Genomic DNA, 12,958 nt, shown 5'->3' with positions numbered 1-12,958 from the left:
GGGCGCCTATTCGGCCGCAAGCAGTTCTTCGGCGCCGCCGAGGTCGACCGAGACGAGGCGGCTGACGCCCTTCTCTACCATCGTCACTCCGAACAGGCGATGCATGCGCGCCATCGTCACCGCATTGTGGGTGACGATCAGATAGCGGGTCTTCGTCTCGCGCGTCATCCGGTCGAGCAGGTCGCAGAAGCGTTCGATATTGGCGTCATCGAGCGGCGCATCGACTTCGTCGAGGACGCAGATCGGCGCCGGATTGGTCAGGAAAAGGCCGAAGATCAGCGCGACGGCGGTCAGTGCCTGTTCGCCGCCCGAGAGCAAAGTCAGCGTGCCGAGGCGCTTGCCCGGCGGCTGCGCCATGATCTCCAGCCCGGCCTCGAGCGGATCGTCCGAATCGACGAGTTCGAGATGCGCCTGCCCGCCGTTGAACAGCGTGGTGAACAGGCGCTGGAAATGTTCGTTCACCGTCTCGAAGGCGGCGAGCAGGCGAACGCGGCCCTCGCGGTTGAGGTTGCCGATCGAGCCGCGCAACCGGTTGACCGCTTGTTGCAGCTCCTCGATCTCGGCGGCGCTTCGTTCGCGTTCGACGTCGAGTTCGGCAAGCTCGTCGGCGGCGACGAGGTTGACCGGGCCCAACCGCTCGCGTTCGCCGATCAGCCGGTCGTGCGCGGCCGACTCGGCATTTGCATCGTCGACGCCATCACCCTCGAACCCGACCTTCTGCGGTAGCAAGGGGGGCGGACATTCGAAGCGCTCGCCCGACAGGCGCCCCATCTCGATGCGGCGCAGCTCGGCATTTTCGGAGCGTGCCACCGCGCCGGCGCGTGTCTCGCGCGCCGCGGCGACGCGCTCGCGGATCGTCGTCAGCGCCGCTTCGGCCTCGCGCAGCGCCGCTTCGGCTTCGCGCTCCTGCGCCTCGGCGGCGCCCACTTTACCCCGCACCTCCGTCTGCCGGGCCGCAGCAGCTTCGCTATCGGCGGCGAGCTTTTGGGGCAGGCCCGCAAGCTTCGCGGCTTCGGCTGTCAGCGCGTCGGCGCGCTTGTCCATGTCGGTCACGCGCCGTGCCGCTTCGCCCGCGCGCGCCTTCCAGCTCTTGATCTCGGCGCCGACGACCGCGTGCCGCTCGCTGAGGCCGGCAAGGGCGCGCTCATGATCGGCGAGCGCGTCGCGTGCGCCATTGGCGTCGCTGCGCGCGCGGTCGGTTGCACTTTCTTCACCCTCAAGCGCCGCGCGGGCCAGACTGTCGTCGGGGAGCGCGGCGAGCGCCGCCTCCTTCGCGGTGAGGTCCGCAGCGGCGTCGCTCCCGGCCGCCGCAATTTCGGCGAGCCGACGGTCGAACAGCGCGGCGGCGTCGCGGTGACGGTCGAGCGCGGCCTGCGCCTGATCGGCGGCACGCAGCGCAGTGCGGCGTGCCTCGTCGGCGCTCGCGAGCGCCTTGCGCGCCGCGGCGGCGGCGTCGGTTCGCTCGGCAAGCTGCGTTGCCGCAACATGGCGCCGATCCTGCAATTCCTGCACCCCGAGTTCGACTTGCGGGCGTTGTGCGGCGAGCGCGTCGAGGCGATTCTGCCGTTGCAGCCGCTCGGTCGCCGTCGCGCCGTCGCCGCGCGTGACGAAGCCATCCCAGCGGCGCATCACGCCGTCCAGGGTGACGAGCCGCTGGCCGACCGCGAGCGGCTGGCCGGTGTCGCGATCGGCAACCGCGATCTGGGCGAGTCGCCGCACGAGCGCCGGGGGCGCCTGGACGAACGCCGCGAGCGGTTGCGTGCCTGCCGGCAGCGCCGGGTCGTTCTTGTCGGCATCGGCGGCGCCCCAACTGCGCGCGGCGGCGCGGTCGGTCCCGGCGTCGAGATCATCGCCGAGCGCGGCGGCGAGCGCCGCCTCGTGGCCCGGCGTCACGCGCAGCCGGTCGAGGATGCGGTCGTCGTCGGTGCGGGCGGCGGCGAGCGCGCGTTCGAGCGTTGCCGCCTCGCCGTCGAGCGCGGCGAGCGCGGCGCGTGCTTCGGCAAGACCGGCATCGATTGCGCCAAGATCGGCCGCGATCGCTTCGCGGTCGGCCTCGGCCTCGTGGAGCGCGCTTTCCGCGGAAATTATCGCCGCTTCGGCCTGTTGGGCGCCGCGAACGCTTTCGGCCTGGGTTGCGGCGAGTGCGGCGCTGTCGCCCAGCGCGGCGATTTCGGCCTCGACCCGCTGACGGTCGCCGGCGATACGCCGGACGGCGGCTTCGGCCGTGTCACGCGCCGACACCGCGATGCGGCGATCGGCGGCTTCGCTCGCCGCCTTCGCCCGTGCCTGCGCGAGTGCGACCTCTGCATCGCGGAGGCGTGCCTGGGCCGCCTGATGCGCCTCGACCAGCGCCGCCTTGCCGGCGTCGTGCGCGGCAATATCTTGCGTCAGGCGCTTCACTTCGGCGTCGAGCGCGGTCAGGGCGGCATGGGCGTCGCGCGCCAATTCGCCCTCGCGCGCCCGGTCCTCGGCGAGCCGCGCCTGCTGCGCCGCCAGATCGTCGAGCCGTTGCCGCGCGGCACGTTCCTCGCCCTGCAGTCGGACAAGCGTCGCGGTCGCCTCGGCGAGCGCATCGCGCTGTGCCTGCGCCTCGGCGCGCGCGCTACCGACGCGCGTCGCCACTTCGACCTGCGCGGCGGAAACGGTTTCGAGTTCGGTCTGCGCGGCCTTCACGGCGGCTTCGGCGGCATCGGCTTCGCGGCGCGCCTGATCGGCGGCGGCGGCGGCATCGCGCCAGCGCGCGTAGATCAGCCGGCCTTCGGCGATACGGATATCCTCGCTGAGCTTGCGATATTTTTCCGCTGCCCGCGCCTGACGGCGCAGCGCATTTGCGCGCACTTCCATGTCGGCGACGATTTCGGACAGGCGATTGAGGTTGGTTTCGGTCGCGCGCAGCTTTTGCTCGGCATCCTTGCGGCGGACGTGCAAACCAGCGATGCCCGCCGCTTCCTCCAGCATCGCGCGGCGGTCGGTCGGCTTGGCGGCTATGACGTTCGCGATCTTGCCCTGACTGACGAGGGCGGGGCTGTGCGCGCCGGTCGCGGCGTCGGCAAAGATCAGCGCGACATCCTTGGCGCGGACGTCGCGCCCGTTGGCGCGATAGGCGCTGCCCGCGCCGCGTTCGATACGGCGGATGATCTCGAGTTCATGCCCTTCGCTCGCGTCGGACAGGCCCGCGACGACATTGCCTTCGGTATCGCAATGGATGGCCACCTCGGCAAAATCGCGGGGCGGGCGCTGCGATGTGCCGGCGAAGATCACATCCTCCATCCCGCCGCCGCGCATGGATTTGGGGCTCGATTCGCCCATCACCCAGCGGATCGCTTCGAGCAGGTTCGATTTGCCGCAGCCGTTCGGACCGACGACGCCGGTCAGCCCGGGTTCGATCCGCAATTCGGTTGGCTCGACGAAGCTTTTGAAACCGGTCAGGCGCAGGCGTCTTATCTGCACGAGGCCACCTCGTGCAGGTCAGCGAATCGGAGCCGGTGCAACCTTGCTGTCACATATCCCCCTGGCACCGTCATGGCGCGTGGGCGGTCGAGTCGCAAGGGGTGCCGCCCTCCCCGCCGCGACGGGGAGGGCTATTGTCTTCAGCGGGCGCCCATGGTGCGCAGGCGGTCGCGCAGCGGGCCCCAGGTGGTGATGCCCTCGGCGACCTGGCCATTGATGACGAAGGTCGGCGTGCCCTGGATCTTGAACTGTTCGATGCCCTTGTTGGTCATCTGCTCAAGCTTGCTGATATTGTCGACGTTCGACAGGCAGGCATTGATCTGGTCGGCGGTTACGCCGCGCGACTGGAAGAATTCTTCGAGCTTCCAGGCTTTGGCGAGCGCGGGAAAGCGCTGCGCGGGGGGCAGCGCCATCGCGGCTTCGCCGCCCTTGGGATTGGCCTGCGCGCCGGCGAAAAGTTCGGCTTGCGAGGCAAAGACATTTTCCTGCAGCGGGAAATAGCGATCGACCGGGCCGCAATGCACGACTGCCGCGGCCATCGCGTCGAGCGGGTCGCGGATGAAGTTGCGCACTTCCAGGCTGACACGGCCGCTGTCGATGAAGTCGCGCTTGATCTCTTCGTGGCTTTCCTTCGAGAAATCGGCGCAGTGCGAGCAGGTCAGCGACGCATATTCGATGATCTTGATCGGCGCGTCGGGGTTGCCCATCAGATAGCCGCCCTCGGCGGTCTTGGTGACCGTTGTCGACCATTGCTTGCCCGCGGGCGCCGCGACCTTGGCGACGACCGCCTGTTCCTTCGACTGGTCGGTAGTGCCCTTGCCGCAACCGGCGAGCGCAAGGGCGCCGATCGAAGCGAGAAGGATGGGGCGAAGGGGCAATCTGGTCATTGGGGATAGTCTCCGGATAATTCGCGTGAACGGGCTTTTACGAGGCCTTCAGCGCCGCGTCGAGTTGCGTTTTGATCGCGGACCAGACGGTCACGTCGGTGTGGCGTCCATTGATGAAAAAGGCCGGCGTGCCGCGCACATGGTCGGCACCCAGGCCGATATTGGTCATGCCTTCGAGTTCGGCGCGCGTGACCTCGCTATCGAAACAGGCGTTCATCTGCGCCTGGGTGTAGCCGCGTTTCGCCATCAGCGCGCCGAGGCCGGTGTCGGCCGCGATCTTGCGCGCGCGTTCGCTCTCGGTGCCGACATACCAGCTCTTGACCATGGCTTCGGGCGCCTTTTGCACCTTCGTCAGCCAGACCGGCTGCGCCATGAAGATGGCGTGGTGGTTGGCCGCGAAGGCCTTGGCGCCGCCGCAGCGCGCCAGCAGCGCTGCGGTCAGGTCGACCGGGTCGCGGACGAGGTTGCGATATTCGAAGACCACCAGCCCCTTGTCGATATATTGGGCCTTGAGCGGGACGTCGCCGTCGCGCGCAAATTCGCCGCAGTGGGTGCACGTATAGCTGAAATATTCGACCAGACGCACCTTGGCGGCGGGGTTTCCGACGATATAGGCACCGATCGCGCTGGTGCTGATCTTCGACGACCAGGCCGGCGCCGGAGCGGCGGGCGCGGCGGCGACCAGCGACAGCGCGGCGATCGACAGGGCGCCGATGGCGGTGCGGCGGGACAGGGTGCGACCGGATATCTTGGGCATGGACGTGCCGTCTTCCTTCAACTGATGCGCGGGAGTTTCGGCGCGCTGGCAAGCCCGGCGGCCATGCGTTCGAGCACGGTCCTGAGTTCCGGATCGCCGATGTCGCGCAGGCTATCCCCCAGTTCGGCGGGTACCGGCTTCAGCATTGCCGGCTGCTGAACGGGGGCGGGGGCGGGCGCGACCTGACCATGCGTCATGCGCACGCTCGCAATCGCGGCATAGCCGAAGAAGCGATTGACCGCCGCGACGATATCGGGGGCGACATGCTGCAGCATGGGTGCATGCGCGCCGCTGATCGTCAGATGCAGCGTTCCGCCCGCCTTTTGTCCGGCGGGAAAGCGGATCATCGCAGGCTGGGTGACATCGGCGAGCCGATCGCCGACGATTTCTCGCCAGCGGCTGACGACCGACGACTGGATGAAGCCGAATTTGCGAAAGGCGGTCCGGCCGATTTCGGGAACCATATCGGCGATCGCGCGCGCCTCGCCGCCGCGCGGCCGCTCATAGCTGCGCGCCGGCGGCTTTTTGGCAGCCTTCTTCGTGCGCGCTTTAGGGGACTTGTCGCCGTCGCTGGAGCCTGCTTTCGCCATCGCCGCCGCCATGCCATAGGCGGGGGGTGAGCGTCCAGATGCCAGACCCCGATATCGCGGCCGACGCGGATTTCGCGCCGCGGCTGCTCGCCTGGTACGACCATGCGGCGCGCATCCTCCCCTGGCGTATCGCGCCAGGGAGCGTGGTGACGCCCGATCCCTACCGCATCTGGCTCGCCGAAGTGATGCTGCAACAGACGACCGTTGCCGCCGTCGCAGGCTATTTCGCCCGTTTTACCGCACGTTGGCCGAACGTCGCCGATCTCGCGGCGGCCGACGACGCGGACGTAATGGCGGCGTGGGCGGGCCTTGGATATTATGCCCGCGCCCGCAACCTGCTCGCCTGCGCGCGGGCGGTGGTCGCCGATCATGACGGTCTTTTTCCGGATAGCGAGGCGGGCTTGCGTGCCTTGCCGGGCGTTGGCGATTACACCGCGGCGGCGGTCGCGGCGATCGCCTTTGGCCGCCCCGCGGTCGTTGTCGACGCCAATATCGAGCGGGTGATCGCGCGCCACCGGCTGATCACCACGCCGCTGCCGGCGGCAAAGCGCGCGATCCGTGCCGCGCTGGCGCCGCTCGTTCCGGGCGATCGCCCCGGCGACTTCGCGCAGGCTCTCATGGATCTGGGCGCAACGATCTGCACGCCGCGCAGCCCCGCCTGCACCCGCTGTCCTCTCGCCGCCGACTGCGCCGCATTTGCGGCCGGCACCGCCGAATCCCTTCCGGTCAAGCCGCCCAAAAAGGCGAAGCCGCAGCGCCACGGAAGCGCCTGGTGGATCGAATCGGATGCGCGGCTGTGGCTGGTACGGCGCCCCGACAAGGGGATGCTCGGCGGGATGCGGGCATTGCCCGGCGGTACGTGGGACGAACCGCCCGCATCCGGCGACGGAGCCGTCTCCGTGCGGCACGGCTTCACCCATTTCGACCTCACATTGACGCTCGTCCGGCGCGGAGTTGAGGATGCCGCAGGGGAAGGTGAGTGGTGGCCGATTTCGGCGCTTGACGCGGCCGGTCTGCCGACGCTGTATCGCAAACTGGTCGACAAGATGCGGGAGAGTGACCGATGACGATGATGATTTCGCGCCGCGCGCTGCTCGGCAGCCTGGCGCTGGGGGGCAGCGCGACGCTGTTGCCGCGCGCCGCCTTCGCCTGGACCAATGCCGAGGCGCTCTATCCGGCGACCTACGCCTTCATCAAGGGATTCGTGGACCGCCGCGAACTCGCCGGCGCTATCGCTGCGATAGGCAAGGATCAGGCGCCGCCCGACTATCTGGGCGCAGGCAAGCAGGCGATGGATTCGCAGCGCGCTGTGGCTCCGGACACGATCTGGCGCCTCTATTCGATGACCAAGCCGGTCACCGGCATGGCGGCCATGCTGCTGATCGAGGACGGCAAGATGACGCTGGATCAGCCGATCGCCGATTTCCTGCCGGCCTTTGCGGCGATGAAGGTGCAGAACACTCCCGACGGATCGATCACCGACGTGCACCCCGCGAAGGGGCCGATCACGGTCCGCCAGCTTCTCACCCACACCGCCGGGCTCGGCTATAATATTGTCCAGAAGGGGCCGCTCCGCGACGCCTATAACGAAGCGGGGATATTGGGCGGGCAGGTCAGCCGTCTGCCGATTCCAGGCTTCCCGCCGACCACCCCCGCGCCGAGCCTGGCGGTTTTCGCCGACCGGCTCGCGACGCTGCCGCTCGTCTATGAACCCGGCACCCGCTGGAGCTATTCGGTCGGGCTCGACCTGATGGGCCGCGTGATCGAGGTCGTCTCAGGTCAGCCCTTCGACGCCTTTCTGAAGGCGCGCATTTTCGATCCGCTCGGGATGGCGAGCACCGGTTTTCGCGTCACCGGCGACGAAGAAGCGCGGTTGTCGACCAACTATGCGCCGCTGGGCGGCGTGCTGCTGCCGATCGACCCCGCGACGAGCTCGATCTACCTCGACCCGCCGCCGATGCCCTATGGCGGCGGCGGTCTCGTTTCGACGGCGCGCGATTACGACCGGTTCCTCGCCATGCTGCTCGGCGAAGGTGAAACCGGCGGCGTGCGGATCATGAAGCCCGAAACCGCGCGGCTCGGCATGTCGAACCTGCTCGCCGATTCGGTTGATCGCAAGAATACGTTCATCGACGGTGAGGGCTTTGGCGCCGGCGGCCGCGTGTCGCTGGCCGGATCGCCGACCGGCGAAGGCGTTTATGGCTGGGGCGGTGCGGCCGGCACCATCGCCTTTGTCGATCGCCGCCGCGGCTATCGCGTCGGCGGCTATACCCAATATATGCCGTCGGAGGCGCTGCCCTTCCAACGCGACTTCGGCAAGGCCTTTTACAAGGATGTGATGGCCTGATGCCGCTGCCGCTCGGCTTTACCGGGGCGCGGCTCGACCGCGCCGACCGGCTCCGCACCGATCCCGATGCTTTCGCGGCGGCGATCGCCGATCCGCGCGCGACCTGCCTGCTGCTTGACGGCATCGATCCGGTGCCGGGCAGCGGCGGCGGGCTGATATGGGAAGCGCTTGATCCGGCCGACGAGCGTGCGCTGTTGCTGCTCGGGATCGACGATAGCGGCGCGCCCCGCTTCGTGCGCGAGGCGCATGCCGGAGGGCGCGTCGATGCGCGTTCGCGCACCGTGATGCGGCTGCTCCCGATGCTGTCGCCCGAAGAAGCGGCGCTCTACGGCGGCGCGCGCAGCCTCGTCGACTGGCACGCGCGGCACCGGTTCTGCGCCGTTTGCGGTTCACCGACCGAATTGTTCCGGGGCGGCTGGGGTCGCCGCTGCGCCTCTTGCGGGGCGGAACATTTCCCGCGCGTCGACCCCGTTGTCATCATGCTCGCCGAATATGATGGCCGCGTGCTGCTCGGCCGCCAGCCCGGCTTCCCGCCGGGCTTCTTTTCGGCTCTCGCGGGCTTCGTCGAGCCGGGTGAATCGCTTGAGGAAGCGGTGGCGCGCGAATTGTTCGAGGAAGCGGGCATCGCCGTGTCCGATGTATCCTATGTGGCGAGCCAGCCCTGGCCTTTCCCCTCGTCGCTGATGATCGGGTGCCGCGCGGTCGCGCGCGACGCCGCGTTGACGATCGACACCACCGAACTTGAAGCGGCGATGTGGGTCGACCGTGCGGAGGTGCGCGCGGCGCTCGCCGGCGACATGGGCGCGAGCTTCATGGCACCGCCGCCGCTGGCGATCGCGCGCTATCTGCTGGAGGATTGGGCGGCCTGAGCCTTAGAGGCGCTTGCCGGTGATGCGGCTGATTTCGCGCGCCACCATCGATTCGACCATCGCCGGCAGATTGGCGTCGAGCCATTGCTTGAGCATCGGCCGCATCGCGTCGACGACGACATCCTCGAGGCTGCGTCCCCCTGCGGGCACCGTCGCGGCGGCCGCGGCCGCGGCTGGCGCCATCGCGGCGGTGAGCGCTTCGAGCGACTGACGCGCGGCATCGGCGCTGGCAACCGACACCAGCTCTTCCTGCGCGGTCGCGACGCCGCTGTCGTCAAGGGCCGATTCGGCGACGGCGTCGTCTTCTTCTTCGTTGAGGTCGAGAATATCCTCGCTCGGCACCGCCGCACGCTGCGCGCGCGCGCCAGGGGCTTCGTCACGCGCGATGACGCGCCGGATCGACGACAAAATGTCTTCCATCGATGGCTCCCGCGACATGTCGCCCATGCTTGCCCCCTTAGTTCCGCCGGAAATACCGGTTAACCATGTTCATACCGGCGCGCGGGCGGGCTTGCCAAGTCTTATTGTTGGGGAAGCGGGTCCACGGCAGGCACGCTGGCATCGGCGGCGGGGACGCTGCGCGTATCGGTGGCCTGCTGCTGCGGCTTCGGATCGTCGGCCCAATCCCAGATCTGACCGCGAACACGGTGATAATTTGCCGCCGGATCATAGAGCGCGCCGCCCTCGATCCCCAGGTCGCGCGCTTCGGCCTTGCCCATCGCGGCGAGGACCGAGAAAGCCGCGACATAGCTGTTGCGCTTCGCCGAGACGAGCTGGACCTGCGCGTTCAGATATTCTTGTTCGGCATTCAATATGTCGAGGATCGAGCGCGTGCCGACGCTGTTTTCGGCGCGCACCCCCTCGAGGGACAGGGCATTGGCGCCCACCGCCTGCTCGGTCGCGGCGATGACGCGCTCGTTCGCCTGCCACGCGGCATAGGCCCCGCGCGTCTGCGCGATCACGTCGCGTTCGGTGGCAACATAGGTTTCAATCGCCTGGCTGCTGCGCGATTGCGCCTGACGCACCTGCGCCGACGGGCGGCCGCCCTGAAAGATCGGCAGCGTCAGCGACAGGCCGGCGGCGGCGCTCTTCGTCGTATTCTCGGCCACGGTGTTGCCGGCAGGAATCGAATGGAGATTATTGTTGTAGCCACCCCCCAGTGTCGCCGACAGCTTGGGCATGCGGGCGGCCCGCGCAGCGCCGATGTCGGCGCGCGATGCGTTGATGCGCTGGTTTGCCGCTTCGATGTCGGGATTGTTGTTGAGCGCGATCGCGACCGCATCCTCAACCGATTGGGGGAGATTGGGTAGCGCCGGCGGCGGCTGGAGATCGACCGGCGCATCGCCGACCAGCTTCACATAATTTTCGCGGCTGCGAATCAGATTGGCTTCGGCGCCGCGCAGGTCGCCCTCGGCCAGCGCAAGCCGGGCCTGCGACTGGGCGACGTCGGTGCGCGTCAGATCGCCGATCTCGAAGCGGTCACTCGATGCCTGCAAATTGGTCTTGAGGACCGCCACATTCTTCTGATTGAGCTGGACGATCGCCTGGTCGCGGATCACGTCCATATAGGCGCCCACGACCTGCGAGAAAATGCTCGCTTCGGTTGCGCGCAGATCGGACTGCCCGGCCTCGACGCGATATTCGGCCGCCTTCACCGCGTTGCGCACCGCGCCGCCCTGATAGATCGGCACGCTGAGCTGGCTGCCTGCGGACAGGACGCGGCCCGGCGAAACGAAGCTGTTGCCCGGGATGACCAGATTTTCCTGATAATCGACGCTGGCACCGACCGAGGGCAGGCCCGATGCCTTCTGGATCGGAACATTCTCGTCATTCGCGCGCTGCCCGGCGCGCGCCGCCGTCAGCGTCGGATTATTCTCATAGGCTTTGGCGAGCGCGCCCTGCAGCGTCTCGGCCTGCGCCTGCGACGACAGCGCCAGCGCGCCGAGCGCCATGCCCGCCAGCCAGCGGGCGCGTCGTCCGGTCATTTTTGTGTCGATGTCGTGCATGATATGGTTCAGCCTGAAGGGAGGGAGGGCTCTCAGAAGCGAAAACCCTTGGGGGCCTCGAAACCCGGAAGCGCCGCGACATCCATGTCGGCAAAGGCGCGCAGCGCCAGCGTGCCGGCGGTCTTGACGCCCTGGACAAGCCGAGTGACGCTGCCTTCGCGCCGCGCGGCGACCAGCTTGCCGCCTTCGGCGAGCTGCGCTGCCAACGCGTCGGGAAGCTGTTCGATCGCGCCGTCGATCAGGATGCGGTCGACGGGCGCTTCGCCGGGGGCGCCTGCGGCCAGCGGACCCTCGACCCAGCGAATCGCGGGATTGTCGGTTGCGGCGCTGGCGGCGGCGAGCAGGTCGGCCTGCTCCTCGACCGCGACGACCGACGCACCGAGCGCCGCGAGCAGCGCGGCGGTGTAGCCCGTCGCCGCACCGATCAGCAGCACGCGCTGGCCCGGCCGGATATCGGCGGCGACCAGCAGGCGGCCGGTGACGAGCGGCGCGTTGAGCGCGCGGCCGTGACCCAGCGCGATCGCGCGGTCCATATAGGCGACGCTCGCCAACGCCGCGGGAACATGCGCCTCGCGCGCCACGCTGCCCATCGCCGCGACGACCGCCGGGTCGATCACGTCATTGGTTCTCAGCTGGCTATCGATCATCGCAGCCCGCATGTCCGCAGCAGTCACTTCGTTCAATTTCGTCGCCATCAGCCTGTTTTCCGATTCTGGGGCCCTGAAGCTTGGGGCCGTTCTAGCCGAACCGATGCTGTGTTGCAATACTAATACAGCATCGCGCGGCGCTGCGTCGCGCATAGCTGGCCGCGTTGGTGGCGCCAACCCCGCATTGCGCGAAAATGCGTGCGAAATGGAGTGGGCCTTGGCGAATCCTTGACAAGCCCGCCAAAGCCCCGCACTAGCGGCGCCGTCCAACACCCGGCCCGGCCCGCGACATAGCGGCCGCGGCGTTCGGCGCGAGGCCCGATGGCGGAGTGGTGACGCAGCGGACTGCAAATCCGTATACGCCGGTTCGATTCCGGCTCGGGCCTCCAACCATATCTATTAAACCGACAGAAGCGCTATTGCCGCGCCGAAGGGGCGCAATTGCGCGCACGTCGTGCAGGCTCGAGCGTCGCTGCCTTCCCGCAGATTGACGATCGAGGCCGGCGAAGAAGAGGCATCGAAAGCCATCGAATTTGCGCTCGACCAGCACGCCGGCAGGATCCGGCATCACGCCAGCCCAGCGACCGGCCAGCATGCAGAGCTCGGTCGGCTTGGCCTTGGCAAAAGATCGAGGCGCGAGGGCGCTCACAGGTCAGGCTAGCTTTGCGAGCAGCTTAAGCGCAGCGTCGGGGTCCACGTCCACGATACCGAGCAGCGCGCGGGCAGGGCCTTCCGGGCTACGCCTGCCTTGCTCCCAATCGCGCAGGGTTGCGGCGCTGATGCGTAACCTCCCTGCGAACTCGGCCTGCGACAGCTTGGTCTTGCTGCGGATGGCCTTCACGTCTGGACCTGCCGCCACGCGGCCGCGCGCGACCTCGCCCTCAGCGAAGGCGATCGCGTCGTTTAGGCCAGCGGCGATCTTGTCGAATGCACCTTTTGCCATGTGAACCTCCTACAGCGTGCTCTTGAGCGTTTTCGTCAGGGCAGCGAGAGCATTGCGCTCGCCCTTCGATAGCGAAACCTTCTCGCCCTTCCCGAAGACGGTGAGAAGAAAGCAGGCACGTCCTCGCCTGCGAAATAGGTGATGACACGATAGCCGCCCGACTTTCCTTTGCCGGGCTTCGCAACGCGAAGTTTGCGGGCGCCGCCGCATCCCGGCATGATCTCTCCTACCTGAGGATCGGCGGCGATCAGATCGACAATCGCGTCGCGCTCATCTTCCCCCATGCCCGCATCCTTTGCTGCGGCAAGATAGGCATTGGTTTCGATGACCGTGTGCATGCCGAATATATACGGCAATGCCGTAAATCATTCAAGCGGAAAACATCCGGCAATGCCGTATAGCTCAGATCCAGCCGATTGCACGTTAAGCCACGGAATATATGCGGGAAAAATCGCGGGTCCT

The 12,958-nt window shown here is 67.9% G+C and carries 12 protein-coding genes and 1 tRNA gene; 4 read left to right on the top strand and 9 right to left on the bottom strand.

Annotated elements, in window-relative coordinates:
* Positions 1-6 precede the first annotated feature (6 nt).
* From smc to L0963_RS09770, 4 genes are all read right to left on the bottom strand, one after another.
* Positions 7-3,450, bottom strand: coding sequence for a chromosome segregation protein SMC (gene smc / locus L0963_RS09785; protein ID WP_234179329.1), 3,444 nt, complete (start codon positions 3,448-3,450; stop codon positions 7-9).
* Between the two features lie 140 nt (positions 3,451-3,590).
* Positions 3,591-4,337 carry a thioredoxin domain-containing protein gene (locus tag L0963_RS09780; protein WP_062901229.1) on the bottom strand — a complete coding sequence of 249 codons (747 nt, stop codon included), beginning with the start codon at positions 4,335-4,337 and terminating at the stop codon, positions 3,591-3,593.
* A 37-nt stretch (positions 4,338-4,374) separates the two neighbouring features.
* Positions 4,375-5,094 (bottom strand): DsbA family protein, encoded by a 720-nt coding sequence (locus L0963_RS09775; protein WP_062901228.1) that lies wholly within the window; start codon positions 5,092-5,094, stop codon positions 4,375-4,377.
* Positions 5,095-5,111: 17 nt separating this feature from the next.
* On the bottom strand, positions 5,112-5,684 hold the full coding sequence (locus L0963_RS09770) for a DUF721 domain-containing protein (protein ID WP_062903048.1): 573 nt from the start codon (positions 5,682-5,684) through the stop codon (positions 5,112-5,114).
* Positions 5,685-5,722: 38 nt separating this feature from the next.
* Between L0963_RS09770 and L0963_RS09765 the strand changes: the two genes are divergently transcribed.
* Genes L0963_RS09765 through nudC form a run of 3 tightly spaced genes read left to right on the top strand, consistent with a single transcriptional unit; the run spans position 5,723 to position 8,900 of the window.
* Complete coding sequence (locus L0963_RS09765) at positions 5,723-6,751, top strand: A/G-specific adenine glycosylase (protein WP_062903047.1); 1,029 nt, start codon at positions 5,723-5,725, stop codon at positions 6,749-6,751.
* Entirely contained in the window at positions 6,748-8,031 is a 1,284-nt protein-coding gene (locus L0963_RS09760) for a serine hydrolase domain-containing protein (RefSeq protein WP_062901227.1), read from the top strand. The genes L0963_RS09765 and L0963_RS09760 overlap by 4 nt, the downstream gene beginning before the upstream one ends.
* On the top strand, positions 8,031-8,900 hold the full coding sequence (gene nudC, locus L0963_RS09755) for an NAD(+) diphosphatase (protein WP_062901226.1): 870 nt from the start codon (positions 8,031-8,033) through the stop codon (positions 8,898-8,900). The genes L0963_RS09760 and nudC overlap by 1 nt, the downstream gene beginning before the upstream one ends.
* 3 nt (positions 8,901-8,903) lie before the next feature.
* On the opposite strand, the gene L0963_RS09750 is transcribed toward nudC, so the two are convergent.
* The 3 genes from L0963_RS09750 to L0963_RS09740 all read right to left on the bottom strand — a co-directional run bounded on the left by L0963_RS09750 (position 8,904) and on the right by L0963_RS09740 (position 11,601).
* On the bottom strand, positions 8,904-9,320 hold the full coding sequence (locus tag L0963_RS09750) for a DUF2497 domain-containing protein (RefSeq protein ID WP_326490186.1): 417 nt from the start codon (positions 9,318-9,320) through the stop codon (positions 8,904-8,906).
* Positions 9,321-9,421: 101 nt separating this feature from the next.
* Complete coding sequence (locus L0963_RS09745; RefSeq protein ID WP_442800557.1) at positions 9,422-10,906, bottom strand: TolC family outer membrane protein; 1,485 nt, start codon at positions 10,904-10,906, stop codon at positions 9,422-9,424.
* A 32-nt stretch (positions 10,907-10,938) separates the two neighbouring features.
* Positions 10,939-11,601, bottom strand: a complete 663-nt coding sequence (locus L0963_RS09740) for a protein-L-isoaspartate O-methyltransferase family protein (protein ID WP_234179326.1) — start codon at positions 11,599-11,601, stop codon at positions 10,939-10,941.
* A 267-nt stretch (positions 11,602-11,868) separates the two neighbouring features.
* Between L0963_RS09740 and L0963_RS09735 the strand changes: the two genes are divergently transcribed.
* Positions 11,869-11,942 (top strand) — tRNA-Cys (locus tag L0963_RS09735).
* Positions 11,943-12,205: 263 nt separating this feature from the next.
* On the opposite strand, the gene L0963_RS09730 is transcribed toward L0963_RS09735, so the two are convergent.
* Both L0963_RS09730 and L0963_RS09725 read right to left on the bottom strand, forming a co-directional pair.
* Positions 12,206-12,496, bottom strand: a complete 291-nt coding sequence (locus tag L0963_RS09730; RefSeq protein ID WP_234179325.1) for a helix-turn-helix domain-containing protein — start codon at positions 12,494-12,496, stop codon at positions 12,206-12,208.
* 35 nt (positions 12,497-12,531) lie between these two features.
* Positions 12,532-12,834 carry a type II toxin-antitoxin system RelE/ParE family toxin gene (locus L0963_RS09725; protein ID WP_234179323.1) on the bottom strand — a complete coding sequence of 101 codons (303 nt, stop codon included), beginning with the start codon at positions 12,832-12,834 and terminating at the stop codon, positions 12,532-12,534.
* Between the last annotated feature and the right edge of the window lie 124 nt (positions 12,835-12,958).

It is taken from the genome of Sphingopyxis sp. NFH-91, from assembly GCF_021401285.1.
GTDB lineage: Bacteria > Pseudomonadota > Alphaproteobacteria > Sphingomonadales > Sphingomonadaceae > Sphingopyxis > Sphingopyxis terrae_A.
The sequence above is the reverse complement of the archived record's forward strand: the minus strand, read 5'-3'. Positions and strand labels throughout refer to the sequence as shown.